Here is a 26,857-nt window from a genome sequence, read left to right as displayed (position 1 = left end):
AGGTCCGTTCCCTTTTGAACATCTCATTACTGATAATCACAGACTCCAGCCCATTTATTCAGAAGCTCTGCTTCTTCCGGCCGTTTTTTGGAAAGCTGGGCAGCTGCAACAATGGGAAGCCATGACTGAACATATTTTTTCGCAGTTCCGGTCTTCTTACAGAACAGGTTCATATACATATCTGCCTTAGTCTGATCCTGCAGACAGAACAGCAGATAGGTTCTTGCAACATCTGCACTGGCATTGCCCTGAGTGGCATGAACCCAGTCCAGAACATACATTGTACCATCGCTTTTTACGATAATGTTGGAGGGGTTAAAATCGCCGTGACAGAGTTTTGTGTGCTTTGGCATGCTGTCAAGCTGAGTGCGCATGTCATATCTTGTTACGTCACCAAGCTCTTCAATATCCTGGATCTGCTTGGATATCTTATCTTTCAGCTTATTTAAATGAGGACAATGCTTAGACATGACATTGAGATGAAGATTGACCATCTGTTCCATATATTCTGGCAGTTTTTCAGGATTCTCATCCATAAGCTGCTGGAGGGTTTTTCCTTCAATAAAATCAAAGGTAATGGACCACTGGTTATCAAAAACACCGACTTCCAGTACTCTGGGAACGTTAATGCCGCCGACTTCTTCTACTCTGGCGCTGATCAGTGCTTCATTTAAAACTTCAGCCTTAGGAACTTCAGCGTTGAAAACCTTGATTGCCTTTTCACCATCGTGAAAGACCTTTTTTGTTGCTGTTGTAGCGATTAATTCTGCTGCCATATGAACCTCTCCTTCCGTCTTTGAATCTAGCATATTATGTAATTTCTTACCTATATTTTACTACTAAATAACGAAAAAGTATAGTGAATTATAGAAAAATTTATAAAATATAACCAAATAATTAGCAAATCAAAAACAAAATATGGCGGCTCCATAAGCCGGAAGCGGATACGCAATGGAATTATCCTGGCCATCCCATGGAGTCTTTTCAGATTTATAAACCAGAGCTGTTTTGTCTTTTTCATACAGTCCGTGAGAGGTATCAAGAACAAGGGTGTATTTTCCCTGTTTGGGAACGCCCACCCGGTACTCGGGCCGCTTGACAGGAGTAAAGTTCAAAACAAACAGCAGGCTGTTCTGGCTGCTCTTACCATGCCGGATAAAACTGAAAATACTATGTTCATTGTCATTGGCATTTACCCAGGAGAATCCCTCCCAGACGTAATCATTATCATAAAGTGCAGGGAATTTCCGGTATAGGTGAAGAAGGTCTCTGACATAATTAAGCAGATTTTCCCCAAGAGGTTCCCTGGCCAGATACCAGTCTAGGGAGTCCTTTTCATCCCACTCATGGAACTGACCGAAATCCTGTCCCATAAAAAGCAGCTTCTTTCCCGGGTGTCCGAGCATGAAAGTATAACCAAGCTTTAAATTAGAAAACTTATCCTCCAGAAGTCCGGGCATTTTATTGATCATGGAGCCTTTTAGATGAACGACTTCATCATGGGACAATACAAGTATATATTTTTCACTGGTAAAATATGTAAGTCCGAAAGTCATTTTATGGTGATTATATTTTCTGAAATAGGGATCCAGTTTCATGTACTCCAGAAAATCATGCATCCAGCCCATATTCCACTTAAAAGTAAAACCCAGTCCGGAATTCTCAGGCTGGTCCGTAACCTTAGGCCAGGCGGTGGATTCTTCTGCAATAACAACGGCTCCTTTTCCTCGTTTCTTTATCACACTGTTTAAATGCTTAAAGAATTCGATGGCTTCAAGATTTTCGTTTCCACCGCAGCAGTTTTTAACCCACTCGCCCTGGTCTCTTCCGTAGTCCAGATACAGCATGGAAGCGACGGCATCCACTCTCAACCCGTCTACATGATACTTTTCCACCCAGTAGAGAGCGTTGGCAATAAGAAAATTATCTACCTCATATTTGCTGTAATCAAAGACCTTTGTCCCCCAGTCCGGATGCTCCCCTTTGCGAGGATCTGCGTATTCGTAACAGGCTTCCCCATCAAATTCGGAAAGTCCGTGAGCATCTTTTGGAAAATGTGCAGGAACCCAGTCCAATATGACTCCAATTCCATTCTGGTGCATGTAATCAACAAAATACATGAACTCGTCCGGAGTCCCATAACGGGAAGTAGGAGCATAATAACCAGTTACCTGATATCCCCAGGAACCATCGTATGGATGCTCAGCAATGCCCAGAAGCTCTATGTGGGTATAACCCATATCCTTTATATATTCCGCCAGTTCATGAGCGGCTTCTTTGTATGTATAAAAACCTTCTTTATCTTCCCGGTTTTTTCTCTTCCATGATCCTAAGTGGACTTCATAAATGCTGACAGGCCCGGATAAAGGATCCTGCTTTTCTCTTTCTTTCAACCATGTCTGGTCTTTCCACCGGTATGAGGATAAATCGTAAGTAACAGATGCAGTCTGGGGGCGGAATTCCGCATAAAAAGCATAGGGATCCGCTTTAAAGAGAATCTTTCCGCTGCTTGTGGTCACAGAATATTTATACAGCTGACCCATACCGACCTCCGGTACAAATACTTCCCAGATCCCCGAGTCGGCCAGGGAAACCATAGGATTTAAGTCGGGGTTCCAGCCGTTGAAATCACCGACTACGCCAACCTGGCTGGCATGAGGAGCCCAGACTGCAAAATACATCCCCTGTTTTCCGTTGTATGTTTTCGGATGAGCACCCAGTTTTTCATAAATCTCGTAATGCCGGCCGTTGTTGTACAAATACCGGTCAAGTTCCGTAATAAAACCTGTTTCCAATTCTTTTGTTAAATCTTCCATTTGCTCACCCCTCCATTTTGGTACACGATTCCACAGGCTGAAACAGCGTTTATAACAGGTCCGTATCAAAGCGGAATTTGTGGCTGATTATACCTCACGGCTTTTAAAACGGCGCAAAAGAAACTGGTAACGAAGCTGTGCGGCATTAAGCTCGTAGATATAGCAGTCAATTAACGTCGGGTCAACGACCTGCTCAAAATGATTCCTTGCTGCATCAATGGCGGTTTTGGAACGTTCAATCTCATTGCGTAAATTTCGTTCCTCTTCCGTAAGGGAAAAGTGTTTTCCTAACAATAAATTTTTCATATGATCATCTCCAGATAACGTATTAACGAGGTTCCTATAAATCTCAGTATATCTGGAAATTGGAACTTTATTCATCTATTGCCTGAATCTCCATAAATTATTTGGACTGGATCCATAAAATTCTGGAGATACTGCCCAAGAGTGCACAGTTTTTTTGTGCTTTCTCCAAAGGTAAGGAAGTAATAATTGGCAGTTCCTTCCTGCCTGGCGGATACCAGTCCTGCTTCCTTCAGTATCTTTAAATGATGAGAAATAGCCGGGCGGGATAAACTTGTTCTGTCCGTGATTTCATTCACATTCATCCCCCGGACTGCGGTCTGATCCCCCATGTAAGTTAAGCCTTCTGTCTGGAACGAATCAGTCTTGGCAAGAACTTCGATAATTGTAAGCCGGACCTCGTCTCCTAAGGCAATAAAAAGCGGCATGCAGCTTTTAAAGAGCTCGGAAAAATCTCCATTTGCCACCTGAAACATCTCCTTTGGTTTAAAATAGTGAACTAATATTATATTAACATCCGGACAGGGAAAGGTCAACTAAAATTGTATAAAATTACTTATATATTTTAAAATTATAATAAAAAATTGTAAAATATAACAATAAAAATATTGTCAGATGGTGTTGTTCCGTTTTTGTGTTTCTGGAAAAAATTGTAAAAAACAGTTGACTTTTGTTATCATCTTGTGCATAATAGGGTCAGAATCCCGAATACATTCTGTATACGGACTTTCTCATATTCAATGACATGGAATTCATTGTTCCATGATCCAAAGCCGATTTTCCGGCATTATTTCCAGATTTAAAGTTTAGGGAAGAGGAGGTGGTATTGTTAAAATCGTAGTATTATTGTTTATACTGGCAGCCGGTTCTTATTTTGATATAAGAGAACACCGGATACCAAATTGGCTGGTGCTTGCCGGTATAGCAGCCGGACTTTTTTTATCCTGGCTGGATGCGGGCGGGAATGGAGGCGGTGAGGCTGTACTGCAGGAGATGATATTTTTTGCATGCCGGTTCCTGGTAGTTACAGCGGCGTTTTTTTTCTTGTTTATATGCCGTATGATCGGTGCAGGTGATATTAAGATTATTTCCCTGATATGCGGTTATCTGGGATTTGGCACCGGTTTTGCAGCGGTCGCATGGGGATTTTTAATAGGGGCATTCTGGTCCCTGGTTCTAATGATTGTAAAAGGCTGTGCCTTTCAGCGGTTTTCTTATTTTCTGACCTATATCAGGTCCATATTTCAAACAAAAAAAATTACAGCTTATTATAGTTCCTCCCTGAATGGGTACGATGCAGTAATACCATTGGGATTATGCATGTTTTCAGGAGTGGTTCTTGCTGTTGTTTTCTTTTAACAGGAGGTTGCTATGAAAAAACGTATTATGGCGGTATACGATGCGGATTCTGCATTTGGGGAACAGTTTGCAGAATTTGTGAATGATAAGGAACGTGTTCCCATATCCATTGTGTCCTTTACTTCGCTTAAGGAACTGATCAATTACAGCAGTGATCATGACATAGAGCTTCTTCTTATCAGCTCCGGTGTATCAAACGAGGAGATTGAACAGATAGGAGCGGACAGGGTGGTTCTTCTTACAGAAGAGAAGATGATTTCTTTCGGTGAACCGTATCCCTGTGTTTATAAGTATCAGGCTGCTGATCACCTTCTTCGGGAAATTATGGAGGAATACTGTGTGGTATCAGAAGACCAGGGGTATACCGTACTGTCTGAAAGAAGCAGGGTGGTAGGCGTTTATTCGCCGGTAAACCGCTGCTTAAAGACATCTTTTTCTCTGACCATGGCACAGCTTCTCACCCGGGATTTAAAAGTTCTTTATTTAAATCTGGAAGACTGCTCCGGCCTGGCAGGATTAACAGGGGAAGAGTACGAGAGGGGAATGTCAGACCTGTTTTATTATTACAGGCAGGGGACCTTTTCCTTTAGCAGGCTTGGTGCTGCCATTTATACATGGGGTAATTTAGATTATGTACCTCCGGTTCAGTATCCGGAAGATCTTGCTTTCGTTTCATCACAGGAGATAGCAGGATTAATCAGGCAGATATCGGAACAAAGCACATACGGCACCATCATACTTGATCTGGGACAGATGGGGAAAAGAGCGGCGGATGTTCTTGAAGTATGTGACGGAATCTATATGCCGGTAAAAGAAGACTGTGTATCAGCTGCCAAGGTAGAGGAATTTGAGACATATCTGGCGGCCTCAGGTCATGATACCATGTTGAAGCGAATTCAGAAAATCAAACTTCCCTATCATTGTACCTTTGGCAGGAGAGACAATTATCTGGATCAGCTTTTATGGAGCGAATTAGGAGATTTTACCCGGCAGCTCTTAAGAAAGCAGTTATAGGGAGGGATAGGATTTGAAAGAGGAACAGCGCAGAGCAATGCGGGAAGAAATCATGTTGGAATTAAATCAGCATCAGCAGATATCAGACGAAGAGCTGTATACCATGATAGATGAGAAGATAATAAAACTGGGAATGACAGAGTATCTGCCATTAAGAGAAAAGCTGCTGCTGCGGGGCTGGTTGTTTGATTCCTTCAGGCGCTTAGGTGTACTTCAGGAACTGGTAGATGATAAAACAGTGACGGAAATTATGGTAAATGGGGCAAATCAGATTTTTGTTGAAAGAAACGGACATATGGAACGTTGGGAGAAGGTGTTTGAGAATCAGGAACAGCTGGAAGATATGATTCAGCAGATTGTCAGCCGTATAAACAGGACTGTGAATGTTTCGAGACCCATAGCAGATGCCAGGCTGGCTGATGGATCCAGAGTTCATGTTGTGCTGCCGCCGGTTTCCATTGACGGTCCGGCTGTCACAATCAGAAAGTTTCCGGAGCCTATAACCATAGACAGACTTTTAAAGCTTGGTTCGATTACCAGAGAAGCAGCAGATTTTTTAAAAATTATTGTGGAAGCCGGATATAACATTTTTATCAGCGGCGGAACAAATTCCGGCAAGAGTACTTTTTTAAATGCTCTTTCAGCTTATATACCAAAAAATGAGCGCATAGTAACCATAGAGGACTCGGCAGAGCTTCAAATCACTCACATCCCCAACCTGGTCCGGTTAGAGACAAGAGGTGCCAATGGAGAAGGGGAGGGAGAGGTGACGATTGGTGATTTAATCAGGGCAGCTCTTCGTATGAATCCATCCAGGATCATTGTAGGTGAAGTCAGAGGTAAAGAAGCGCTTGATATGATTTCTGCCATGAATACGGGACATGACGGAAGCTTAAGCACAGGACACGGCAACAGCCCTAAGGATATGCTGTCCAGACTGGAGACCATGGTGCTCATGGGAGCAGACATTCCTCTTTTGGCTGTACGCAGCCAGGTTGCAGCTGCGATTGATGTCTTGATTCATTTAGGAAGACTGAGAGATAAAAGCAGACGGGTACTGTCTATTGTGGAGGTAGCAGGCTATGAAGATGGTGAAATCAGACTTAATCCCCTTTATAGATTTGAGGAAGAAAAGACGGAGCAGGGTAATGCCAGGACAGTTTGTGGAAGCCTTAAAAAAGTGGGGAGTCTTAAAAATACAGAAAAACTCAAAGCAGCAGGCATTGAATTATGATACATATATCCTGTCTCTGAGGGAATGGATTGTTTATTGCGGACAGGGGGTATTAATCGCAGCACTATTTTCATATATTTTCTATCGCAGTCTGGCGGTATTTCTGATTTTTATTCCGTTCGGAATAATTGTTCCATTTACAAAAAGAAAAGAATTAAAAGAAAAGCGGCTCAGGCAGCTGAATCTGGAATTTAAAGAAGGCATTTTACTTCTATCCTCTTTTTTGAGTGCCGGATATTCCGTTGAAAACGCATTGCTTTCCTCTTCAAGAGAGCTGTCTGTTCTTTATGGCGGGGAGGGGCTTATAACGAAGGAATTTCAGTTGATTGAAAGCCAGATTCGTATTAACCGGTCGGTGGAGCAGGCATTTCTTGAATTTGCCTTAAGAAGCGGTCTGGATGATGTAAAGAATTTTGCAGAGGTGTTTTCCACCGCAAAACGAAGTGGAGGAGAGCTGGTTTCTATTATCAGCCATACCGCAGATGTGATCAGGGATAAGGTGCAGGTAAGACAGGAAATTCTTACCATAACGGCTTCTAAACAGTTCGAACTAAAGATCATGAATGTGATTCCTTTTTTAATTGTCATTTATATAGACTTCACCTCTCCAGGTTTTTTTCAGATCATGTATACCACAGGTGCAGGAAGAATTCTAATGACCATCTGCATGGTGATATATATGGTTGCTTTTTGGACAGCAAAGCGGATTATGGATATTGAAATATAACCAGGAGGTTGGATGAAAGATCAGTTAAAAATCAGATGGAAATTGCCTGTAACAAAGATACAGGCTGTATGCATGGCAGGCGGAGTACTTTTGTATGTAGTTATGGAGGTTGTCTCTCTATGGGGCAGGCAGAATGAGTTCGAAGAATATGGATTAAAAAGAGCGGGACCCGGGCAGGGAGAAAGCATTTATGAAGTTTTAGTAAAAGGACTGGATAAAGAACAGGATGATAAGAAATTATTGATAGAAATTCCAGTTCGGGAGCGTCATTATACAGAAGAAGAAGCAGAAGATCTCTTTAGCAGACTGAAAAACGAGCTGGAAACTCAGATGCTTTCAGAGAATGATTCCCTTAATACCATAAAACATAATCTGAATTTTAAAACGAGACTGGACAGCTTCGGACTATCGGTCCGCTGGGAGACAAGTGATCCTGACCTGATTGATTCCTTTGGCACGGTTTATAACGAGGATCTTCCTGATGGGGGAAAAGAAATTATGATCATTGCAACAGTATCGGACGGGATCCATGAGCATGGATATCAATTTAAAAGTAAGGTAATTCCACCTGCCCTGACAATGGAAGAGAAGCAGAAGGCTGCTTTTCGAAAATGGACTAATGAGATTGATGCAATGCAGCAGACGGAGGATGCGCTGATTTTACCTCAGGAATTTGAAGGACAGAAACTTAAGTATTTTAAACCCAGGGATGGAAGCTATGGGATATTGCCTGTGCTTGGTTTTGCACTGGCAGTTCTTTTACAGGTCAGGACCCAGGTTGAAAAGCAGAAAGCAGGCAGGTTGAGAGAACAGCAGCTTTTACTGGATTATTCAGAAGTGGTTTCAAAACTTGTGGTCTATATTGGAGCAGGCTATACAGTCAGGGGAGCATGGGATCGGATTGCTGCCGGTTATGGGGAGTCACTTAAAAACGGAAAGCAGACGATTCGTCCTGCCTACGAAGAGATGGTTAAGTCAGCAACGCAGATAAAAAGCGGTCTGTCCGAAGGTCGTGCTTACAGTGAATTTGGAAGGCGGTGCGGACTTCAGCCATATATAAAGCTTGCAGCTTTACTGGAGCAAAATCAAAAAAACGGAGGCAGACAGCTGAGAAATGCGCTTGATATTGAGATGGCCTCTGCATTTGAGCAGAGAAAGAATGCAGCGAGGAAGCTGGGAGAAGAGGCGGGAACCAGACTTTTGCTTCCACTCCTTCTAATGCTTTTAGTGGTTATGATTATGATAGTAGTTCCAGCATTTCTTGCATTTTACTAGAGAGGAGGTGATACCATGGCTGTATCAATGAGAGAACAGATCAAAGACTTTATAAGAGAGGAGGATGGAGTAGGGGTTATCGAAATTGTATTGATTCTGGTGGTTTTAATTGGTCTTGTGATTATTTTCAAAACCAACATCAAAAAACTGCTGGATAGTATTTTTGAAGAGATTAACAAGCAGTCGAAAGAGGTGTATTAATGCATAACAATGGCCATATAACGGTCTTTCTCAGCTTAACTCTTTTATGCATTCTCAGTCTGATGTGCGGACTTTTAGAGTCCGCACGGACTGCCGGGACAAGATGGTATTTGAAGCTTGCAGCGGATTCTGCCATGGATTCTGTATTCAGCAAATATCACAGAGAGGCATGGGATAAGTACCGGATCTTTCTTCTGGAGGATAAAAGCGGCGATCAATTGGAACAGGACTGGCTGGATTATATAAAACCTTACATGGAACATTCCGGCTGGTATTCTATGAATATAGAGAGTACAAATCTGATGCAGCGTGTTCAGATAACCGATGGCAGAGGGAAATACATGAAGCAGGAAATACTGGATTATATGAAGTACGGTATTTTTGATCATATACCAGATGAGGCTGGAGCCGTTACAATGCTTGCAGATCTTAAGGAAGCCGCAGCCGTAAAAGATCTTTCTAAATCCTATGTGGAACACACAAAGGAAGCAGTACGTCTTGAGCATGTGATTGAGGACATAAATAGTTCCTTAGAAAAGCAAAAGCAAATATGGCAGGAGGCGGATTCATGTTTAAACAATTACGATGGGTATGGATTCATAGAAAAAGCGGACGATTTAAAGAAAGAGATTAACCGGATTCCAACCCTTATAAAAACTTACGGTGACATTGCAGATGAATTAAATATCCAATTACAAAATACAAAAAACAAAAAAGCAGAAGCCATGAACCAGCTAAGCGCCCCGGTTCAAAAAACAATAAGCAGTGACACAGACTGGTATGACTCCTACGTCAGGCAGGATGGAGAGAGGAGAAAGGAAGTTGAAGCTCTTGAGGGAGAGGTCATTCATATTAAGGAAAAGATAGAACGTTCGAAAGACCGGGCTATGGAGGTAGAACAAATTATAGATGAATGGGATAGCAGTTCAGACGATGATGATGATGATGATGATGATGATGGGCCTGATTTATCCGAACTATGGGGCTCGGTTAGGGATATCTGGTGTGAGATACATATTTCTGCCCTTTCCTATACCAACGGTGTAAAAGATCCTGAAAAAGAAAAAATATTAGAAAAGGTGCAGGATCTTGTAAAAAACGGCCTAATGGCTCTGGTTCTTCCGGAAGGGAAGGAGGTATCAAAAGGAGTTTTAAATAATAACTCATTTCCATCCCTGCTTTATACAGGAGAACAGGGAGAGATTGACGGATTAATAGACCGAATTTTATTTGAGGAGTACTGTGGACGTTTTCTGACTAACTTTTTATCAGAAGAAGGTAAGGATGTCAAGTATGAGATGGAATACTTAATTGCAGGTAAGAATACCGATGAGAAAAATTTTTCTCAGGCCGTATCCGATATTCTGGTTATGAGGGAGGGTCTGAATCTGGTGCATATTTTGACGGACCAGGAAAAAAGAGAAGAAGCAAATGCTTTGGCAGGAGTAATTACCGGCGTTACCGGACTCACGCCTCTTACCGGACTTGTGGCTTTTTTCGTAATGAGCATATGGGCAATGGGGGAAGCCATTGTTGATATAAGGCGTCTTCTTCAGGGTGAAAAGGTCTCCCTTATCAAATCAAAGGAAAACTGGAGGCTTTCACTTGGGAGTTTGCTGGACTCGGGAAGCCAGGGGAAGTTTGAGGGAGGGGGAAGTGACAATAACGGCGTTGATTATACCGGATATTTAAAACTGATTCTTTTTGTCTCCCACAGCAGCCTGCAGTATTACCGTCTTATGGATATCATTCAGATGAATCTTTGTGCAGCAGATGAAGAGTTTCGCATGTCCCATTGTATATATCGGGCGGAAATGAAAGGAACAGGTGTTTCGCGGCATTTCTTTTTCGGAGGGCTGGAACCTGTTTTTCGTATCGACGTACGGACAGAAAAAGCATATTAAGGAGGCGAATGATCATGCCCTTTTTCAGAGAGTTTATTAAAATCATCCGTAAAGCAAAGGTTACTCTCCAGGTACAAATCCCCTTGATAAGAAGAAAGATCTCTGCAAAAAGGGTATTGTCATCCACCTCCTTAAAGGCGGGCTCCGCGAGTCTGACCATAGAAGCAGCGATGGCACTTCCTCTTTTTCTGTTCGCAGTAATAATTCTGATGATGCCCATGAAACTATTAAATGATGGGAGAAAGGTGCAGACGGCCCTTGAGATTACAGGGGAAGAGTTAAGCCAGTATGTTTCTGTTTTAAAAGAGCTGGAGAAAGGAGAAGATCTTAATGCTGCAGGGGTAAATGAACTGCCCGACGGCTTCCTGAATGGAATGACAGAACAGGGAATTCTTCTTTATGTAAGAATGAAAATGGGCAGGTATGATGTCTGTGAATACCTCGATTCTGTATCTTTTACCCGTTCTTCCATTTTAAAAGATAACGAAACCATTGATTTAATTATGGATTATCGTATACGTATGCCATTTACCGTGCTGGGACTGAAACGTATTAATATGACAGCCAGATGCTGCCGAAGAGCATGGATTGGAAATACATTGCTTAATAATGAGGAATCTGATCACTCAGAGGAAATGGTTTACGTGGGAAGAGACAGTACCAGGTATCATAAAAAAAGGACCTGCCACTATTTATACAATCATATGAAAGCAGTTAATAAAAAGGCTATTGAGAGTATGCGCAATATAAACGGAGGAAAATATAAGCCCTGCAGCAGATGCGCCGGTCTGGCAGAAGAAGGAAGTGCGGTCTATATAATGCCGTCAGGTGAGAAATATCATAGTAATAAAGACTGTACGGCTATCACCGCATATGTAAGGCTTGTACCATTATCGGAAGTGGCTCACTTAGGTGCCTGTTCCTATTGTTCTCAGTAAGGGGGAAAAGATGGCAGAACAAATGAATCGTATATTTTTTGGAATATTTCTTCTGGCAGCAGCCTGGGAGGATGGACGCAGAAAAAGTATCAGTATCCAACTCTTTATAAGCGCCGGTGCGGCAGGAATTATTCTGTGTTTATTACAGAGAGAAGATCTGATCAGCCGCTTAACTGGCTGTCTGGTTGGTCTTGCTTTACTGGTGGTAAGCAGATTGACTAACCAATCTGTGGGCACTGGAGATGGCTGTTTCTTTATCATAAGCGGGCTGTTTTTTCCTGTTTTATTTAACTTAAAGCTATTGGTTTATGGATTAAGCCTATGCGGTATTTTCTGCAGCCTGTTTTTTCTCATAAATCGTGTTAATGGAGTTGATGTAGGAAAAGAAAAAATTCCGTTTATCCCGTTTCTGGTTCCGGTCTGGCTTATTATGGTGATAAGATGAACAGGCGCTTAAACGGAAGCTATACCGTAGAGGCCGCTTTTGTTATGGCTGTCATTTTATTCGCTCTCATGATATCGATTCAGTCCGCTTATCGCTTAAGAGACGAGGTGGCGGGGTCTATGGCACTTGCAGAATCCGTGCAAAGACTGAGGCACAATGAGACGGAATCCCCTGAAGACGCCTCAGACTGGGCAATTCACAGAGCCGGCGTTCCTTTCTCATGGAAGGAATACCGATTTGAATTAAATATGTCTGGGAATTCACTTACAGGAAGACAGATTAAAGGAACAGGAATGGGCGGCAAATGGAGACTTCAGCTGGAACAGCGGGTATTTGATCCCGAGAACTTTCTAAGAAAGCTTACGCTGATTAGTCAGGAGGAGTGAGATGAATGTTACATACAGGCGGGAAATGAAGCATAATTATTTGATTATAGAGCAGGACAAATCTTGGACAGAGGGATATGAGATTAATATGCTTAAAGAAAATCACATTAATGGTCTGTTGAAATTTCATTTAAAACAGATTGATTCACGTAGATATTTTTATTATGAAATCACCTCTAAGCAGCCCTTAAACCGGATTTTAGAATTCCACAGCTTAAATAAAGAAGAACTTAAGGGCCTCATTGCCGGGATTGCCCAGATTCTTAACCGCATTCCTGTCTATCTGCTGAAAGAGGATCAGATACTACTGCAGCCGGAGTTTATCTATCTGGAACCTGACCATTTTTTTGTTTCACTCTGTCTGGTACCGGGAAGAGACAGAAAATTTTCGGAAGAGATGACCGAACTGTTACATTATCTTCTGGGGAAAGTAAATCACCAGGATAAAGAATGCGTGGTAATGGCTTATGCTCTATATCAGGAAAGCCTAAAGGATAATTATAGTATTGACACTCTTACAGAGCTGGTCGGCAGTCATAATACCAGGCCGGCGGCAGGACAGGAGAGGGAAGAAAGAAACCGCCAGGATCTTACGGAGGCCGGTGAGTCTCAATCAGGGTTTACGGATGCAGAGAGAGACGATATACAGGTTATTCAGGAATTTACTCAGACTGCGCAAATAAAAGCTTCCAGATTTGTTTCATGGAGGCCATTAATGATATCATCTGCGGTCATATCTGTGGCTGCGGTCGTGTTTTGGAGTATATTTGGTTTAAGAGGAATTAAAAAATACTGGTACATAGTGCTGGCAGCAGGAATATTGTCTTTTTTGTATGGAATAATCAAATCAGGCAGCAAAAATGAATTAAAGCATCTCGTGGAAGACAACGTAAAGAGTTACTCCGATTATGAGGAGGAGCAGGAGGAATGGAAGACTGCATTTTATGAGAGTGAGGAGGAACCCCAGACTCCGTTAAAATCTGCAGACGGAGAACTTATACAGACGGTACTTCTAACCAATAATCAAAAAGACATAGAAGTACGTATTCTAAAGTCGGCTGGTCCGGGTAATCAGGATATAGCAATTACATATACGCCCTTTCTCATTGGAAAGCAGGAGGGGCTGGTGGATTATGTAATTGACGGGGACACAATCAGCAGGATTCATGCGAAAATAGAAAAGGCTGGGAGTGATTACTGTATCAGTGATTTGAACTCCACCAATGGTACATATGTCAATGGACGGCTTCTGGAAACAAATGAAACTGTTTTATTAAACCTGGGAGATGAAATTTTTATCGCAAATTTTGCGTTTATATTTACATAATCTGTCAGTTTATGATAAAATAAGCATATTATAATTCAGAAGGAGCGCTTCCATGGATGAATTTAGCAGACGTAAGAAGGCCTATGTAAATATTGGTCTCATTGCGTTAAATGTCATTTATTTTCTATACCTGGAGATGAATGGATCTACCGAGAATACCCAGTTTATGGTTTCCCAAGGAGCCATGTATGCGCCGCTGGTAATTGAAAGAAGAGAATATTACAGACTGATTACTTCTGCATTTATGCATTTTGGTATCAATCATATTATGAACAACATGCTTATTTTATTTATTCTGGGAGATAATCTGGAACGTGCACTTGGTCATATTAAATATCTGGTCTTTTATTTAATCTGCGGTGTAGGAGCGAATGTTGTATCCATGATTGTGAATCTGTCCGGATACCGAAGTGTGGTATCCGCAGGGGCATCCGGTGCGATTTTCGGTGTGATCGGCGGTCTTTTATATGCCGTGGCAGTTAATCGCGGTCAGCTGGAAGATTTAAGTACCCGCCAGCTGGTGGTGGTAATTCTATGTTCCCTGTATTTTGGTTTTACCAGCACAGGTGTTGATAATGCTGCCCATGTGGCAGGTTTGATTACAGGTGTTATCATGGGAGCTATTTTATACCGAAGACCCAGAAGCCGCAGCATATAATAAATATAGGGGTATGACGCTGGAAGGAGGTGAGCGTGTGAGAGAAGATGACTGCATTTTCTGCAAAATTGCAAATGGAGGGGTTCCTTCGGAGACAATTTATGAGGATGATACGTTTCGTGTAATTTTGGATTTAGGACCGGCTTCCAAAGGGCATGCCCTGATTCTTCCGAAGCAGCATTACAGAGATATCTGTGATCTGGATGAAGAAACGGCAGCAAAGGTCCTTCCATTAGCAGCAAAAATAGGAGTCGCCATGAAAAAGGCGCTGGGATGCTCCGGGTTCAATGTAGTGCAGAATAATGGAAAAGAGGCAGGCCAGACGGTTTTTCATTTTCACGTGCATTTGATTCCCCGTTATGAAGAAGGTCCTGTTATGGTTTCATGGATGCCGGGTAAAGCAAGTCCGGAAGATCTAGCACAGACAGGAGCCGCCATCAGGAGCGCCCTGTAATCAGAGGGGCATATGATATGAGCATACATGAAGATGAAAATCTGCTGCTGCAGTCCATATATGGTAAATATCAGGGACTGCTGCGCCGAATTGCAAAAACACTCAATGTACCGGATCTGGAACTTGATGATGTGGTACAGGAGACATTTATCTCTTACTTTGAAAATTATTCATTAACCTGGACAGATACGCGGAAAAAAAGCATGCTGATTAAGATATTAAAACGAAAGTGCATAGACTCTCTTCGAAAAAATGGTCATTACGAAAAAGTGAGCCTTGATGAAGAGGATGCATCCAATGAGATGGCATTACTTGCCAGGTATGTGGTTACCGATCCGCTGGATGTTGTTCTTGGGGAAGAGTCTGTTTTAAAAATCACCAGTGAAATTTCCAATATGAGAGATGAGTGGAAGGAGATGGCCGTACTGTATTTCCTGGAACAGCTGACGATTCCGGAAATCTGTGAAAGGCTTGAAATTCCGGGAACGGTCTGCCGTTCCCGGATCTATCGGACAAGAGTCTGTTTAAAGAATATACTCGGTCCCAATTATAATTTGGATTAATTTTTGGAAATCAGGTTCTCGATCATTTCAATGATGGTATCTACTGCATCATGGAGTTCGCTGCTTTCCATTTTTGAAAGATAATTCTGACGGTTTGCAAATGTATCTGTTATGGCCTGAAGTAAGGTGCTGCCATTTAAGTTTTCTTCTTCCAGAAGATAACTGAATCCCTGTTTTGAGAAGGAACGGGCATTTAAAATCTGATCACCTCTGCTGGCGGCGGCTGAAAGCGGGATCAGAATATTAAGTTTTCTAAGTGCCAGTATTTCACAGATAGAGTTGGCACCAGCTCTGGAAATCATCAAATCGGCAGCAGCAAAAAGATGTTTCAACGGGGCATCTACATATTCGTATTGTACATATCCACGGACACCCGCAAGGCTTTCATCCAGATTGCCCTTTCCGCAGATATGTATTACCTGGTAATTATTTAAGAGTTTTGGCAGGATGCCCCTTATGGCGTTGTTAACCGTAACAGAACCCAGGCTGCCGCCGATGATCAGGATGACAGGCTTATTTTCGTTTAGCTTTGCATAATTTAATCCGGTCATACGGTCTCCTTCTAACAGTTCTTTCCGAATAGGAGATCCAGTCAGTACTGCCTTGTTTTTAGGAAGATAGCTTAGAGTTTCCGGAAAATTACAACAAACACGGGTTGCAGCAGGAATGCAGATGCGGTTGGCGAGGCCGGGAGTCATATCTGATTCGTGAATGATTACCGGAATCTTTAAGTGCTTCGCTGCCAGTACCACTGGGACGGCCACAAACCCTCCTTTGGAAAATACCATATCAGGTTTGTAGCGTTTAATGAGTTTCAACGCCTCTCCAAATCCCTTTATTACACGAAAAGGATCAGTAAAGTTTTTAACGTCAAAATATCTTCGGAATTTACCTGTTGAGATTCCACTGTATGGGATTTGTGCATTCTCAATCAACTTTCGTTCAATTCCCTGATACGAACCGATGTAACGAATCTCATAATTTTTTTCTTTTAAAGTAGGAATCAAAGCAAGGTTCGGGGTAACATGACCAGCAGTACCGCCGCCAGTTAAAATTATTTTTTTCATAGAAAAGCTGCCTCCCAAATTCGATATACTATTATAGTAAACGTTAGTGGTAAAAAGTCAACCCCAAAGCGTATGGGAACCAGAGGATAACCAGCAATTAAGAGGTATAGATGTGGAGCAGAAGAAAGATTCTATAAATAAGTATTCCATCTTTCATTTGTTAAATACTAATCAAAATTCAAGAGAAAAACTGGAAGCCCATTTGCTTGATTATATGCAGAAACATCCGGAATTAACACCGGCTGCGCCTGCTCCTCCGCCGGATGAATTCCAGAAGATCATGACTGAATTAAATAAAAGGGGATCAAAAACCGTTGTGAGAAAGCAGCTGAGAATACTGTATTACTGGAATTCAGTCATTTGCTGCTTACAAAAGTCTGCCTTAATCATTCGAAGAAAAATTTTGAAATTATTCCATAGTATGAAAAGGAAACAGCCGGAATAGATTATAATAATTAACGGATAGTGAGTAAAACTATGGGATTTTTATTATTTCTCTCTGAAGCTGCGGTTCCGCTGATCATTTTTTATATTGTCGGATTTGGCTTTTTGTCAAAGCGTCCGGTATTTGATGATTTTTTAGACGGTGCGAAAGATGGTATGAAAACCGTTGCGGGCATTATGCCTACACTGATTGGTCTTATGACGGCGGTAGGAGTTCTTAGAGCTTCTGGTTTTTTGGATTTTCTGGCAAAACTGCTTACAAAACCGGCTTCTTATTTATATCTTCCGGCACCGGTCGTGCCGGTTATTTTAGTTCGGCTGGTTTCGAATTCAGCGGCCATTGGATTGGTTTTGGATATTTTTAAAAAATATGGCACAGACACTTATATTGGATTTATGACTTCTGTTCTTATGAGCTGCACGGAGACACTGTTTTACTGTCTCAGTGTTTATTTTGGTACTGTAAAAATAAGAAAAACAAGATACACTCTTGCGGGGGCATTGACTGCCACTGCAGCCGGAATAGCAGCCAGCGTATTTTTGAGCCGGATTTTGGTATAAAAGGAAATTAATCATTTTGATTTAAGAATTTCATAAGAATTCAGGTGGTTGTCTTCAAATACATAATCATGTATAATTACGAAGAAGCTTTTATTGTCATATAGATTTGAAGGGGATAAACGTGGATACTTACGGAACTCTTAACGAAGTACTGGTAAGGCTGTTTCGGGATATAATGGATATCGAACAGCAGGCTATCATTACACAGGAATTTAATAATATCACCAATAATGATATGCATGTAATTGAGGCGATCGGAGTCGGAGAACCTAAGAATATGTCCGCGATAGCAAGGGAATTGTCCGTCACGGTGGGGACATTGACTATAGCCATGAACAGTCTTGTTAAAAAAGGTTATGTTACCCGCCAAAGGGGAGAAGAGGACCGGCGTGTTGTTTATATTTCTCTTTCAGATAAAGGAAAACAAGCCTATGACCATCATGCCACATTTCATCGGGAGATGATAGCCGGAGTGATAGAAGGGTTAAGTGAGGATGAGGTAGAAGTTTTAATCAAAGCTCTGACCAAACTGAATAGATGGTTTCGGAGCCTTTAACAGAATTAAAGGAGGCAATACGCATTTATGAAAAAAATTATCTTGTATTTAATGAGCGCAATGCTGATGGTATCCCTTGCGGCCTGTACACCAACACAGCCGAAGATGGAAACAACACCGCCTGATCCTCAGGTTATGGCATCAACAGGAGGCGCCAGCGATAAAGTCCCTGACCCCAATGCAGAGCCTATGGAGATTATATCTGTATACAGTAAGAATGATAATAAAACCGGTTTAAATCAGGCTATGGATGCAGTGGATAAGCTGACTGCCGAAGCAATAGTGAGCAAACTCATTGAGTACGGCGTATTAGAGGAAGGTACCAAGGTTTTGAAATATGAATCTGCTGATGGAATTGGTACCCTGGATTTGTCTGCAGTGCCCCAGGGTGATGACAAACTTACGATTGCTGCTATAGGCAACACCTTTATTGAAAACTTTGAACTGGATAAATTAAAACTTCTGGTAAACGGTAAAAATTATTCCAGCGGTTCGGTCAAACAGGGCGACAACGATTATCTGGAATATGTAAAGAATTATAAAGAAATTAAATAAAAAATGAGGCAAAAGCCATGAATTTTACGGCTTCTGCCTCTTTTTTTATTCCAGTTTAACTTCTTAGCTGTTTAGCCAGCCAGTTGCGGAAAGCCGGCTGGATTACAGAAAAGGGTGCAGGCCCCACATCAAGAAGAAAGGTGTGAAAATCCTTTAAGTTGAAGTCATCCTTTAAGATTCTCTCTGCAGTGTTTCGCATTTCCATAATCTCGAGATATCCTACATAATACTCCATATAATTGGTTGGATTTTCAACCAGACTGTTAAATATGGAATCTGTGATATCTGTATTTTCCACGTTATAGAAGGTTCCCAGATATTTAGCGGTCGCTTCCTTATCCCAGCCTTCATAATTGATGCAGATATCAAGGTATGCGTAGATTCCCAGTGTCACTGCTGTATTATGTGCCAGCAGCTTTCCCAGCTCCGGATCCAGTCCGTTGTCTAATGTATAGGAATAATATTCCACATAGGTAGCCCATCCTTCGGAATAGCTGGAAAAAGATAGTATGCTTCTTAAATCATTTGGCTTTTTGCTCAGGAAATATACATTCTGATATAAATGTCCCGGGTAGCCTTCATGAGCCAGGGTTGTAAAGAGGTCTTCGTTTTTAAAACGAGGGTTATTGTTAATGTAAATAACATTATCCTGGTACCGGTCCAAAGGGGGAACAAGGTAAAATGCCGGGCTTAAGGATGATTCCAAAGCATCGGGCACATACTTGACTGTGTAGCTGCAGGGCGGAAGTTCCGGAAAATCTGTGGTAATCTGGGACTTCAGGGATTCCAGGATTTCTTCTGGTTTTGTATACTTGAAAGAGTAGTGGTCCAGAGAGTCAATCACTTCAGGATGATCCTTAGTGATTTGTCCCAATGCCCTGATATCAGAAGTCATCTGCCTTTCAATTGCTTTTTTTAAACTTTTGACTGAGTCATAGGAGGTTCCGGTATTGGAATGAACCAGATATTCAAAGTATTTTTTTCCATCAGGAAACCAGGATAGACCTTTATCATTGGTTCCGGTCCCCATAAGAGCCGTAATTCCGCTTATTAAGTTTTTATAGGCAGGAATAAAATGTTCTTCCAGTATTTTTAAATTTTGCTTTTTATATTCGGCTTTTTCCTCGTCAGTTAAATCCGTCAGGGCATCAATCCTTGTATTGAAGGTTTCAGCAAGAAAGCTGTGATCCGGTTGTATTAAATAAGCCTCACAGGACTTCAGAACATGATCGGCAGCAGCGTCTGACATAAACAGTCCTGCAGCAGATTTCTGCTTCTCAAATTCCAGAATTTGTCCGTAATACTCGTCAATGGTGGAAAGCAGTGAGAGATAGTGGTCTACATCCGCTTTGTTGTAGAACGAATACTCTGCAAAGAGGACAGGAAGCTGGGCCTGAATTCCAATTGTGGTGGTCAGCGGCTGGGCGTAGAGTTCCATTCCATCAGAAGTTAATTCGGTATCGGTGTAGGAATACAGAATCTGGTATGTAAGTCTTTGATCAGCAGTCAGCTTGCGGGGGTTAAACCCTTCCAGCTTTTTCTTTACCTCCTGAAGGTCCTTAGTACCCTGCTTCATCTTATCCAGAGAGAAATCACCAAGAGTTAAAGGGACCGTATCAATTCCTCTGGTAGCGGGATCGGCAATGCTGAAATGAAAGCTGATACCGGAATCGCTGATTTCATCCCGGAATAAATCGGCAGTAAACTGATCAAATGATTTCTGCATGGATAAATCTTCTGCATGGTATTTTTCATATAGAGCATCAGAAGGAGTTCCTGTCTGTCTTGGAGGCGGTGTACAGGCACAAAACAGAAAAGCCGCCAAGACAATGGAAAGGATACGGCGTCCCTGCCTGATAATAATGTTTTTCATATTAAGATCCTCCGCAATTCACTAATATTATTTATATGTATATAAGAAAAAAGTAATGACAAAAGGTCAGATCCTGAAACTTACCTGCTTGACAAACGGGTATGAAACTATTACACTAGGGTTACTGACAATTGATTCATTTGAAAATGCTGAGAAAAGAAGAGTAAGAAACCCGCCTCATGTACAGAGAATTCCGGTAGCTGAAAAGGAAGCCTGGGCGTATTTCCCAACATGGCCTTGGAGCAGCGAAGTTGAATTGGCTTTCTGAGCCTTTAAATTTCGACGGTCACACCCGTTATCGTGTCAGACTGTTATTATATACCATAAGCTCTATTCTGAAAAGCTTTTGATTAGAACGCAGCCGGTGAGGTCTGTGCTGTAAGGCATGGATAAATTAAAGTGGTATCACGGGATAGTGCCCCGTCTTTAAATTTCCTATGAGGATTTTTTAAGACGGGTTTTTCTTTGTTGGGAAATGAATCACCCTGCATCTCATTATATTTCTGGAGGAAAAGATTATGTGTAAAGATTCGAACAAAAAGCCATATTACATTACCACAGCCATTGCATATGCATCCGGTAAACCTCATATCGGCAACACCTATGAGGCAGTCCTGGCTGATGCTATAGCACGGTTTAAAAGAGAAGAAGGATATGATGTGTTCTTTCAGACAGGAACTGATGAGCACGGACAGAAGATTGAGGAAAAAGCGGCAGCAGCAGGCATAACTCCTAAGGAATTCGTGGATCAGGCAGCAGGTCAGATCAAAACAATCTGGGATCTGATGAATACCTCTTATGACAAATTTATCCGTACGACTGATCCGGAGCATGAAGAACAGGTTCAGAAAATCTTTAAAAAGCTCTATGACCAGGGAGATATCTATAAAGGATATTATGAAGGCTTATACTGTACCCCATGTGAGTCTTTCTTTACGGAGTCCCAGCTGGTAGACGGAAAATGTCCGGATTGCGGTCGGGAAGTAAAACCGGCGAAGGAAGAAGCTTATTTCTTCCGTATGAGCAAGTATGCCGACCGACTGATCCGGCATATTAATGAAAATCCTGATTTTATACAGCCGGTATCAAGAAAGAATGAGATGATGAACAACTTTCTTCTCCCAGGGCTTCAGGATTTATGCGTGTCAAGAACTACTTTTACATGGGGAATCCCGGTGACATTTGATCCAAGGCATGTTACTTATGTATGGCTGGATGCACTGACAAATTATATTACAGGAATCGGTTATGACTGCGATGGAAAAAACAGTGACCAGTTTTCAAAGCTCTGGCCTGCAGACCTTCATCTGATTGGTAAGGATATTATCCGTTTCCATACCATTTACTGGCCTATTTTCTTAATGGCACTTAATGTGCCCCTTCCGAAACAGGTATTTGGCCATCCATGGCTGCTGCAGGGCGATGGAAAGATGAGTAAATCCAAGGGTAACGTTCTATACGCTGATACACTGGTGGATTTCTTCGGAGTGGATGCAGTCCGTTATTTTGTGCTTCACGAGATGCCTTTTGACAATGATGGAATCATTTCCTGGGAGCTTATGGTTGAGCGCATGAATTCTGATCTTGCCAATATTCTTGGCAATCTTGTGAACCGTACTATTTCCATGTCCAATAAATATTTTGAAGGTGTGGTAAGAGACGGAGGTACGACAGATGCATTTGATGAGGATTTAAAGGCAGTTGTGCTTGATGAAGTGAAGAAGGTCAGCGAGAAGATGGAGAAACTCCGGGTTGCAGATGCAATTACTTCAATTTTTAATATCTTCAGAAGAAGCAATAAATATATTGATGAGACAGCACCGTGGACTCTTGCAAAGGATGAGGCTTCAAAAGCCCGCCTGGAAACGGTTCTTTATAACCTGACAGAAGCCATTACCATTGGAGCTTCTCTTCTTGCCTCTTTTATGCCCCAAACCTCAGAAAAGATCCTTGCCCAGCTTAACACATCAAAAAGAGAGCTGTCCCAGATGAATGAATTTGGTTTATACCCATCTGGAAACAAGGTGACGGATAAGCCGGAGATATTATTCGCCCGCATGGATATAAAAGAAGTGATGGAGAAGGTGGAAGCTATGCATACAGCAGCAGAAAGCGGCAAAGAGGAGAAGGAAGCTCAGGCAGATGACGGAATCGATATAGAAGCAAAACCGGAAATTGAGTATGAGGATTTTGGAAAACTGCAGTTTCAGGTGGGTGAAATAATTGCCTGTGAAGCGGTAGCCAAGTCAAAAAAGCTTTTATGTTCGCAAGTAAAAATAGGCAGCCAGGTAAAACAGATTGTGAGCGGAATTAAAGCCCATTACTCACCGGAAGAAATGGTTGGAAAAAAGGTTATGGTTGTGGTAAACTTAAAACCAGCGAAACTGGCCGGAGTTTTGTCTGAAGGCATGCTTTTATGCGCGGAAGATGCACAGGGCAATTTATCTCTTATGGTTCCGGAAAAGACAATGCCATCCGGAGCAGAGATCTGCTGATAAAAAACTGTCTTAAGGACAGAAAAAGATATACAAGGCCGGATTTTAATAATCCGGTCTTGTCATTTAAAAGGAGGACTCCATGACAGAATCTGCCGCTTCCCATAGAAAAGGAATTTCCGGGAATACCTTAAAGATGATTGCGGTCATAACCATGCTGATTGACCATATTGGTGCGGTTGTGATTGAAAACGGGATATTAAAATATCAGAATCCTTTATTGATGCAGACAATACTGGCTACGCCGGCAGGGGCTAGGTGGAGTGCCATTGATTTTGTTCTTCGAACCATAGGGAGAATTGCTTTTCCTATTTTCTGCTATTTACTGGTAGAAGGGTTTCTTCATACCAGAGATATTAAAAAGTATGGAATCAGGCTGTTTGCTTTCGCTTTAATCTCAGAGATCCCTTTTGATCTGGCGGTTTTTAACAGCTGGTTTCACCCCGGATATCAGAATGTGTTCTTTACCCTTTTAATTGGTCTGTGGGTGCTGGTCTGGTACCAGAAGGCCATGGGTGATCCACTCAGGCAGTTTTTGGCAATAGGAGTGGGTTGCGGGGTATCCATACTGCTGAAATCGGATTATAACATATATGGAATTGTACTGATTCTGACCATATACGTATTTCGGAATAATAAAAAGCTTCAGACTGTATTTTCAGGAATTACGGCGGCGTTAATAAGCGTAAGCTGCCTCGGAGCGGGGGCACTTGCTCTCCTGCCCATACACATGTATAACGGGAAAAAAGGGGAGAAGAATTTTAAATATCTTTTTTACTGGTTTTACCCTTTTCATCTAATCCTGCTTTATATTCTGAGGCTGATGATAACAGCATGACAAACGCTTAAAGGAGATATTTATGATTTTTGATACGCACGCCCATTACGATGATGAGGCATTTGATGAGGACAGAGAAGACCTGCTTGGCAGCCTGCAGTCTCATGGTATAGAAGCGGTTACTAATGTGGGAGCCAGTATAAAAACATCGAAAAACACTCTGGAGCTGACGGAAAAATATCCACATGTTTATGGGGCTATCGGTGTCCACCCTAATGAGACTGCAGAGCTTGATGAGGATAAATTAAACTGGCTCAAAGAAAACTCCAAGAGAAAAAAGATTGTAGCTATTGGAGAGATCGGACTCGATTATTACTGGGAAGAACCAGATCATGACACACAAAAGACCTGGTTTATTAAGCAGCTTAATCTGGCGAGGGAGGTAAAACTTCCGGTTATTATTCACAGCCGAGACGCAGCAAAGGACACTCTGGATATCATGAAGGCAGAGAAGGCTGAGGATATTGGTGGTGTAATTCATTGTTTCTCCTATGGGAAAGAGTTGGCAAGAGAATATTTGAACATGGGCTTCTATCTGGGAATTGGAGGTGTGCTTACCTTTAAGAATGCAAGAAAACTCAAAGAAGTGGTGGAGTATATGCCTTTGGAACAGCTGGTACTGGAAACCGACTGTCCTTATCTGGCTCCAGTACCCAACCGTGGAAAACGCAATACTTCTTTAAACCTGCCTTTTGTGGTGCGGGAAATCAGCATGATCAAGGGAATTCCGGAAGAAACGATAATGGAGATTACATGCAGAAATGCTAAAAGGCTTTATGCGCTGGTATAATTTTTCAGACTAAACCAGAAGTGCAGTCAAAAGCAGAGATATCAGTTCATCCAGAAGTTGCGGGTTTTGATCATAATTCAGACCTGCCAAAGGATTGTGAATCATATAGAATCGAAACATATCTATTAAATTCATCATGGCAGTTGTCGTAATTGTATCTTTGATAACACCCTCCTGTTTTCCCTGCTCAATAAGAGAAGCCACTGCCTGCTTAATTTTTCCCAGCTGCATTTCTGTTGTGTTTTCTTCCAGTTCCAATTGGCTGCGTAAGGACTCTGCAATAAAATTTATAGAATAATTTTTCGAATAGACAGCCACTGTATAGAAGAAGCTCTCAATTTTTTTCTCTATAGTATCGGTACTGTTAAGAATGGACATGATTGTCTGGTAATAATCTTCCCAAAGTGTTTTCAGCAATTGATTTTTAAGATTTTCTTTGCTTTCAAAGAAATTGTAAATGGATACCTGTGAAACAGATGCCTTTTTTGCAATTTCCGCGATACTGACTTTATTGTAGCCATATAGTTTAAACAGCTCTTTTGCTGCAAACATTATGGCTTCTTTTTTTTCCTGCCGTCTTTTTTCAAATCCGTTCATATCAATCTCCTAAGTAGTAAAAATACAAATTATGTTAAGACATAAAATATTCCATAAAAATAAAATATGAAATTTATTAATTATTATATATTATAACTATTGATTATTCAATAGCAGGAATCTATAATGAAGACAAATTTATGAAATATAAATATAAATATATTTCATAAATATTATAATAACTCAGGAGGAATTCATTATGGTAAAATCAAAAAATGGAGAAAAAGCTGACGCTCTCGTACAGGAAGTGCTGCCCGACGTTTGGAGAATCGAGGGCTTTTTAAGCGGCAATTTCTGGGGCAGCGCGCCGTCGTCCACTACCTATGTATTAAGAGACGAAGATAAGGTGTACATCATAGACCCGGGTACGCTTCCGTATTACAAGAAAAAAATACTGGACCTGGTTGATATGTATGAAAAAAGGGGCGTAAATGAGGTCGTCATGCTGGTAACACAGGGGCATTTTGATCATGCAGCAAATAGTGACGTTGTGAAGGAGACCGGACTTCCCTGGAAATTCTATCTTCCTGAAGAAGAAATCGGAACTACAAGAAGTATGATAACCGATATAATGAATGATTTCGCGGAACTTGAAAAATGGGAAGATGTGCTCGCCACGGAATTTCCGGGAAATCCGTTGTTTGAAATGACTGAAAAAAGATCTCACAGGCTCACCCGGAATGTAATGCAGCAGATCGTGGAGGAAACTGTAGGTCATGACGATAATCACATGGTGGATGAGGCAACTATTTTAAGACCCGGTTCAAGAAATAACAGACAATACGGCAGCGTGACTCTTAGCGGATGGGAACTGGGACGGTTTTTCATATCCTTTGACGGATCTCATTCCCGGGGACATATCTGCATCTACGATCCTAAATATAAAATTATTTTCAGCGGGGATACTACGATTGAGATTAATCCGCCATTTTTGTACAGTTCCCTGGACAGACTGATAGACATCACTAATAAATACAGGATCATGGCGCGAGAGGGCTATATTGTCTATGCCATGGATGCCCACAGATCTCATGACATGAACAAAATACTTAAGGCAAATGAAACACTGATCAATAAATATGAGCTGGAGATGTATACTGGTACCAGTGCTGACAGCGAAGCTTTTTTTGACTTCTTCTGCACTTATTATAAAGAAATGAAAAAAGAGATACTTGCAGCACATCGCCGGATTGGCCGGGCAACCATCGGCGAAATCGTAAAAGAATTACTCAAATCCGATAACAAGTACATAAAATTCAAGGCTTCCTTGAAATGGCCGGAGCTTCCATCACGACTGGATGCCGCTGTTGCAGTTGTTCTGAGAGATGCGGGCGCCGTTCCGATTGAAGCAGACGGAAAGATCGTGATTGCCCCTGTTGGCTGATCAGAATATTGTCATAACAGCGAGTATGCGTAACCCCGATCCAATTTTTAAATTATTGACTTTTTACATATAATAAGATACCATAAATTTAAA

At 41.6% G+C, this 26,857-nt stretch carries 29 protein-coding genes; 22 read left to right on the top strand and 7 right to left on the bottom strand.

The window, feature by feature from the left end; translation table 11 throughout:
• Positions 1 to 26: 26 nt before the first annotated feature.
• The 4 genes from V7D18_RS07385 to V7D18_RS07370 form a co-directional block, all read right to left on the bottom strand.
• Complete coding sequence (locus V7D18_RS07385) at positions 27 to 776, bottom strand: phosphotransferase family protein (protein WP_426152941.1); 750 nt, start codon at positions 774 to 776, stop codon at positions 27 to 29.
• A 129-nt stretch (positions 777 to 905) separates the two neighbouring features.
• Positions 906 to 2,816: a 1,4-alpha-glucan branching protein GlgB gene (gene glgB / locus V7D18_RS07380; RefSeq protein ID WP_426152939.1), complete on the bottom strand. Its 1,911-nt coding sequence runs from the start codon at positions 2,814 to 2,816 to the stop codon at positions 906 to 908.
• 87 nt (positions 2,817 to 2,903) lie between these two features.
• Positions 2,904 to 3,122, bottom strand: a complete 219-nt coding sequence (locus V7D18_RS07375) for a YaaL family protein (RefSeq protein WP_426152937.1) — start codon at positions 3,120 to 3,122, stop codon at positions 2,904 to 2,906.
• Positions 3,123 to 3,193: 71 nt separating this feature from the next.
• Positions 3,194 to 3,595: an ArsR/SmtB family transcription factor gene (locus V7D18_RS07370; RefSeq protein ID WP_426152935.1), complete on the bottom strand. Its 402-nt coding sequence runs from the start codon at positions 3,593 to 3,595 to the stop codon at positions 3,194 to 3,196.
• A 370-nt stretch (positions 3,596 to 3,965) separates the two neighbouring features.
• Between V7D18_RS07370 and V7D18_RS07365 the strand changes: the two genes are divergently transcribed.
• Genes V7D18_RS07365 through V7D18_RS07300 form a run of 14 tightly spaced genes read left to right on the top strand, consistent with a single transcriptional unit; the run spans position 3,966 to position 15,604 of the window.
• Complete coding sequence (locus V7D18_RS07365) at positions 3,966 to 4,478, top strand: prepilin peptidase (RefSeq protein ID WP_426152933.1); 513 nt, start codon at positions 3,966 to 3,968, stop codon at positions 4,476 to 4,478.
• A gap of 12 nt (positions 4,479 to 4,490) precedes the next feature.
• Positions 4,491 to 5,492 carry a hypothetical protein gene (locus tag V7D18_RS07360; RefSeq protein WP_426152931.1) on the top strand — a complete coding sequence of 334 codons (1,002 nt, stop codon included), beginning with the start codon at positions 4,491 to 4,493 and terminating at the stop codon, positions 5,490 to 5,492.
• A 37-nt stretch (positions 5,493 to 5,529) separates the two neighbouring features.
• Complete coding sequence (locus tag V7D18_RS07355) at positions 5,530 to 6,726, top strand: CpaF family protein (protein ID WP_426153108.1); 1,197 nt, start codon at positions 5,530 to 5,532, stop codon at positions 6,724 to 6,726.
• The gene (locus tag V7D18_RS07350) at positions 6,641 to 7,453 is read left to right on the top strand and encodes a type II secretion system F family protein (protein WP_426152929.1); all 813 of its coding nucleotides are present in this window, start codon (positions 6,641 to 6,643) and stop codon (positions 7,451 to 7,453) included. Before V7D18_RS07355 ends, V7D18_RS07350 begins: the two co-directional genes overlap by 86 nt.
• Positions 7,454 to 7,465: 12 nt before the next feature.
• A complete protein-coding gene (locus V7D18_RS07345; RefSeq protein ID WP_426152927.1) occupies positions 7,466 to 8,728 on the top strand; it encodes an immunoglobulin-like domain-containing protein in 1,263 nt (420 codons plus the stop codon).
• Positions 8,729 to 8,755: 27 nt separating this feature from the next.
• Positions 8,756 to 8,929 (top strand): Flp1 family type IVb pilin, encoded by a 174-nt coding sequence (locus tag V7D18_RS07340; RefSeq protein WP_117418860.1) that lies wholly within the window; start codon positions 8,756 to 8,758, stop codon positions 8,927 to 8,929.
• Positions 8,929 to 10,833 carry a DUF5702 domain-containing protein gene (locus V7D18_RS07335; protein WP_426152925.1) on the top strand — a complete coding sequence of 635 codons (1,905 nt, stop codon included), beginning with the start codon at positions 8,929 to 8,931 and terminating at the stop codon, positions 10,831 to 10,833. Before V7D18_RS07340 ends, V7D18_RS07335 begins: the two co-directional genes overlap by 1 nt.
• Positions 10,834 to 10,847: 14 nt before the next feature.
• Positions 10,848 to 11,771: a hypothetical protein gene (locus V7D18_RS07330; RefSeq protein WP_426152923.1), complete on the top strand. Its 924-nt coding sequence runs from the start codon at positions 10,848 to 10,850 to the stop codon at positions 11,769 to 11,771.
• A gap of 10 nt (positions 11,772 to 11,781) precedes the next feature.
• Complete coding sequence (locus V7D18_RS07325) at positions 11,782 to 12,216, top strand: prepilin peptidase (protein ID WP_426152921.1); 435 nt, start codon at positions 11,782 to 11,784, stop codon at positions 12,214 to 12,216.
• On the top strand, positions 12,213 to 12,602 hold the full coding sequence (locus tag V7D18_RS07320) for a hypothetical protein (protein WP_426152919.1): 390 nt from the start codon (positions 12,213 to 12,215) through the stop codon (positions 12,600 to 12,602). The genes V7D18_RS07325 and V7D18_RS07320 overlap by 4 nt, the downstream gene beginning before the upstream one ends.
• Before the next feature lies 1 nt (position 12,603).
• Entirely contained in the window at positions 12,604 to 13,929 is a 1,326-nt protein-coding gene (locus V7D18_RS07315; RefSeq protein WP_426152917.1) for a DUF6382 domain-containing protein, read from the top strand.
• A 52-nt stretch (positions 13,930 to 13,981) separates the two neighbouring features.
• The gene (locus tag V7D18_RS07310; protein WP_426152915.1) at positions 13,982 to 14,587 is read left to right on the top strand and encodes a rhomboid family intramembrane serine protease; all 606 of its coding nucleotides are present in this window, start codon (positions 13,982 to 13,984) and stop codon (positions 14,585 to 14,587) included.
• Positions 14,588 to 14,624: 37 nt separating this feature from the next.
• On the top strand, positions 14,625 to 15,041 hold the full coding sequence (locus V7D18_RS07305) for an HIT family protein (protein ID WP_426152913.1): 417 nt from the start codon (positions 14,625 to 14,627) through the stop codon (positions 15,039 to 15,041).
• A 17-nt stretch (positions 15,042 to 15,058) separates the two neighbouring features.
• On the top strand, positions 15,059 to 15,604 hold the full coding sequence (locus V7D18_RS07300; protein WP_426152911.1) for an RNA polymerase sigma factor: 546 nt from the start codon (positions 15,059 to 15,061) through the stop codon (positions 15,602 to 15,604).
• Here V7D18_RS07300 and V7D18_RS07295 read toward each other — a convergent pair.
• Positions 15,601 to 16,671, bottom strand: a complete 1,071-nt coding sequence (locus V7D18_RS07295) for an undecaprenyldiphospho-muramoylpentapeptide beta-N-acetylglucosaminyltransferase (RefSeq protein ID WP_426152909.1) — start codon at positions 16,669 to 16,671, stop codon at positions 15,601 to 15,603. The two genes, V7D18_RS07300 and V7D18_RS07295, sit on opposite strands and share 4 nt — an antisense overlap.
• A gap of 112 nt (positions 16,672 to 16,783) precedes the next feature.
• On the opposite strand from V7D18_RS07295, the gene V7D18_RS07290 reads away from it, so the two are divergent.
• The 4 genes from V7D18_RS07290 (at position 16,784) to V7D18_RS07275 (ending at position 18,787) form a co-directional block, all read left to right on the top strand.
• On the top strand, positions 16,784 to 17,116 hold the full coding sequence (locus V7D18_RS07290; protein ID WP_426152907.1) for a hypothetical protein: 333 nt from the start codon (positions 16,784 to 16,786) through the stop codon (positions 17,114 to 17,116).
• Positions 17,117 to 17,148: 32 nt separating this feature from the next.
• The gene (locus V7D18_RS07285) at positions 17,149 to 17,676 is read left to right on the top strand and encodes a nucleoside recognition domain-containing protein (RefSeq protein ID WP_426152905.1); all 528 of its coding nucleotides are present in this window, start codon (positions 17,149 to 17,151) and stop codon (positions 17,674 to 17,676) included.
• A 106-nt stretch (positions 17,677 to 17,782) separates the two neighbouring features.
• Positions 17,783 to 18,232: a MarR family winged helix-turn-helix transcriptional regulator gene (locus V7D18_RS07280; protein WP_426152903.1), complete on the top strand. Its 450-nt coding sequence runs from the start codon at positions 17,783 to 17,785 to the stop codon at positions 18,230 to 18,232.
• Positions 18,233 to 18,259: 27 nt separating this feature from the next.
• Positions 18,260 to 18,787 carry a GerMN domain-containing protein gene (locus V7D18_RS07275; protein WP_426152901.1) on the top strand — a complete coding sequence of 176 codons (528 nt, stop codon included), beginning with the start codon at positions 18,260 to 18,262 and terminating at the stop codon, positions 18,785 to 18,787.
• Between the two features lie 55 nt (positions 18,788 to 18,842).
• On the opposite strand, the gene V7D18_RS07270 is transcribed toward V7D18_RS07275, so the two are convergent.
• The gene (locus V7D18_RS07270) at positions 18,843 to 20,660 is read right to left on the bottom strand and encodes a DUF885 domain-containing protein (RefSeq protein ID WP_426152899.1); all 1,818 of its coding nucleotides are present in this window, start codon (positions 20,658 to 20,660) and stop codon (positions 18,843 to 18,845) included.
• Positions 20,661 to 21,178: 518 nt separating this feature from the next.
• Here V7D18_RS07270 and metG point away from each other — a divergent pair.
• The 3 genes from metG (at position 21,179) to V7D18_RS07255 (ending at position 24,783) form a co-directional block, all read left to right on the top strand.
• The gene (gene metG / locus V7D18_RS07265; protein WP_426152897.1) at positions 21,179 to 23,155 is read left to right on the top strand and encodes a methionine--tRNA ligase; all 1,977 of its coding nucleotides are present in this window, start codon (positions 21,179 to 21,181) and stop codon (positions 23,153 to 23,155) included.
• Between the two features lie 82 nt (positions 23,156 to 23,237).
• Complete coding sequence (locus tag V7D18_RS07260) at positions 23,238 to 23,993, top strand: TraX family protein (RefSeq protein ID WP_426152895.1); 756 nt, start codon at positions 23,238 to 23,240, stop codon at positions 23,991 to 23,993.
• A gap of 22 nt (positions 23,994 to 24,015) precedes the next feature.
• Entirely contained in the window at positions 24,016 to 24,783 is a 768-nt protein-coding gene (locus V7D18_RS07255; RefSeq protein WP_426152893.1) for a TatD family hydrolase, read from the top strand.
• A 9-nt stretch (positions 24,784 to 24,792) separates the two neighbouring features.
• Here V7D18_RS07255 and V7D18_RS07250 read toward each other — a convergent pair whose 3' ends face one another.
• Entirely contained in the window at positions 24,793 to 25,380 is a 588-nt protein-coding gene (locus tag V7D18_RS07250) for a TetR/AcrR family transcriptional regulator (protein WP_426152891.1), read from the bottom strand.
• 199 nt (positions 25,381 to 25,579) lie between these two features.
• On the opposite strand from V7D18_RS07250, the gene V7D18_RS07245 reads away from it, so the two are divergent.
• Entirely contained in the window at positions 25,580 to 26,764 is a 1,185-nt protein-coding gene (locus tag V7D18_RS07245) for an MBL fold metallo-hydrolase (RefSeq protein ID WP_426152889.1), read from the top strand.
• The last annotated feature ends 93 nt before the right edge of the window (positions 26,765 to 26,857 follow it).

The sequence above is a fragment of the Lacrimispora sp. 38-1 genome (assembly GCF_049890855.1).
Taxonomy (GTDB): Bacteria; Bacillota; Clostridia; order Lachnospirales; family Lachnospiraceae; genus Lacrimispora.
The sequence above is the reverse complement of the archived record's forward strand: the minus strand, read 5'-3'. Positions and strand labels throughout refer to the sequence as shown.

Excerpts from the sequence above, each read along its gene's own strand:
- V7D18_RS07345 (WP_426152927.1), top strand. The coding sequence starts at position 7,466 with ATGAAAGATCAGTTAAAAATCAGATGGAAATTGCCTGTAACAAAGATA.
- V7D18_RS07385 (WP_426152941.1), bottom strand. The coding sequence starts at position 776 with ATGGCAGCAGAATTAATCGCTACAACAGCAACAAAAAAGGTCTTTCAC.
- V7D18_RS07285 (WP_426152905.1), top strand. The coding sequence starts at position 17,149 with ATGGGATTTTTATTATTTCTCTCTGAAGCTGCGGTTCCGCTGATCATT.
- V7D18_RS07310 (WP_426152915.1), top strand. The coding sequence starts at position 13,982 with ATGGATGAATTTAGCAGACGTAAGAAGGCCTATGTAAATATTGGTCTC.
- V7D18_RS07375 (WP_426152937.1), bottom strand. The coding sequence starts at position 3,122 with ATGAAAAATTTATTGTTAGGAAAACACTTTTCCCTTACGGAAGAGGAA.
- V7D18_RS07300 (WP_426152911.1), top strand. The coding sequence starts at position 15,059 with ATGAGCATACATGAAGATGAAAATCTGCTGCTGCAGTCCATATATGGT.
- V7D18_RS07355 (WP_426153108.1), top strand. The coding sequence starts at position 5,530 with ATGCGGGAAGAAATCATGTTGGAATTAAATCAGCATCAGCAGATATCA.
- V7D18_RS07260 (WP_426152895.1), top strand. The coding sequence starts at position 23,238 with ATGACAGAATCTGCCGCTTCCCATAGAAAAGGAATTTCCGGGAATACC.
- V7D18_RS07245 (WP_426152889.1), top strand. The coding sequence starts at position 25,580 with ATGGTAAAATCAAAAAATGGAGAAAAAGCTGACGCTCTCGTACAGGAA.
- glgB (WP_426152939.1), bottom strand. The coding sequence starts at position 2,816 with ATGGAAGATTTAACAAAAGAATTGGAAACAGGTTTTATTACGGAACTT.
- V7D18_RS07330 (WP_426152923.1), top strand. The coding sequence starts at position 10,848 with ATGCCCTTTTTCAGAGAGTTTATTAAAATCATCCGTAAAGCAAAGGTT.
- V7D18_RS07295 (WP_426152909.1), bottom strand. The coding sequence starts at position 16,671 with ATGAAAAAAATAATTTTAACTGGCGGCGGTACTGCTGGTCATGTTACC.
- V7D18_RS07340 (WP_117418860.1), top strand. The coding sequence starts at position 8,756 with ATGAGAGAACAGATCAAAGACTTTATAAGAGAGGAGGATGGAGTAGGG.
- V7D18_RS07325 (WP_426152921.1), top strand. The coding sequence starts at position 11,782 with ATGGCAGAACAAATGAATCGTATATTTTTTGGAATATTTCTTCTGGCA.
- V7D18_RS07275 (WP_426152901.1), top strand. The coding sequence starts at position 18,260 with ATGAAAAAAATTATCTTGTATTTAATGAGCGCAATGCTGATGGTATCC.
- V7D18_RS07315 (WP_426152917.1), top strand. The coding sequence starts at position 12,604 with ATGAATGTTACATACAGGCGGGAAATGAAGCATAATTATTTGATTATA.
- V7D18_RS07320 (WP_426152919.1), top strand. The coding sequence starts at position 12,213 with ATGAACAGGCGCTTAAACGGAAGCTATACCGTAGAGGCCGCTTTTGTT.
- V7D18_RS07370 (WP_426152935.1), bottom strand. The coding sequence starts at position 3,595 with ATGTTTCAGGTGGCAAATGGAGATTTTTCCGAGCTCTTTAAAAGCTGC.
- V7D18_RS07270 (WP_426152899.1), bottom strand. The coding sequence starts at position 20,660 with ATGAAAAACATTATTATCAGGCAGGGACGCCGTATCCTTTCCATTGTC.
- V7D18_RS07350 (WP_426152929.1), top strand. The coding sequence starts at position 6,641 with ATGCCAGGACAGTTTGTGGAAGCCTTAAAAAAGTGGGGAGTCTTAAAA.
- V7D18_RS07255 (WP_426152893.1), top strand. The coding sequence starts at position 24,016 with ATGATTTTTGATACGCACGCCCATTACGATGATGAGGCATTTGATGAG.
- metG (WP_426152897.1), top strand. The coding sequence starts at position 21,179 with ATGTGTAAAGATTCGAACAAAAAGCCATATTACATTACCACAGCCATT.
- V7D18_RS07335 (WP_426152925.1), top strand. The coding sequence starts at position 8,929 with ATGCATAACAATGGCCATATAACGGTCTTTCTCAGCTTAACTCTTTTA.
- V7D18_RS07360 (WP_426152931.1), top strand. The coding sequence starts at position 4,491 with ATGAAAAAACGTATTATGGCGGTATACGATGCGGATTCTGCATTTGGG.
- V7D18_RS07250 (WP_426152891.1), bottom strand. The coding sequence starts at position 25,380 with ATGAACGGATTTGAAAAAAGACGGCAGGAAAAAAAAGAAGCCATAATG.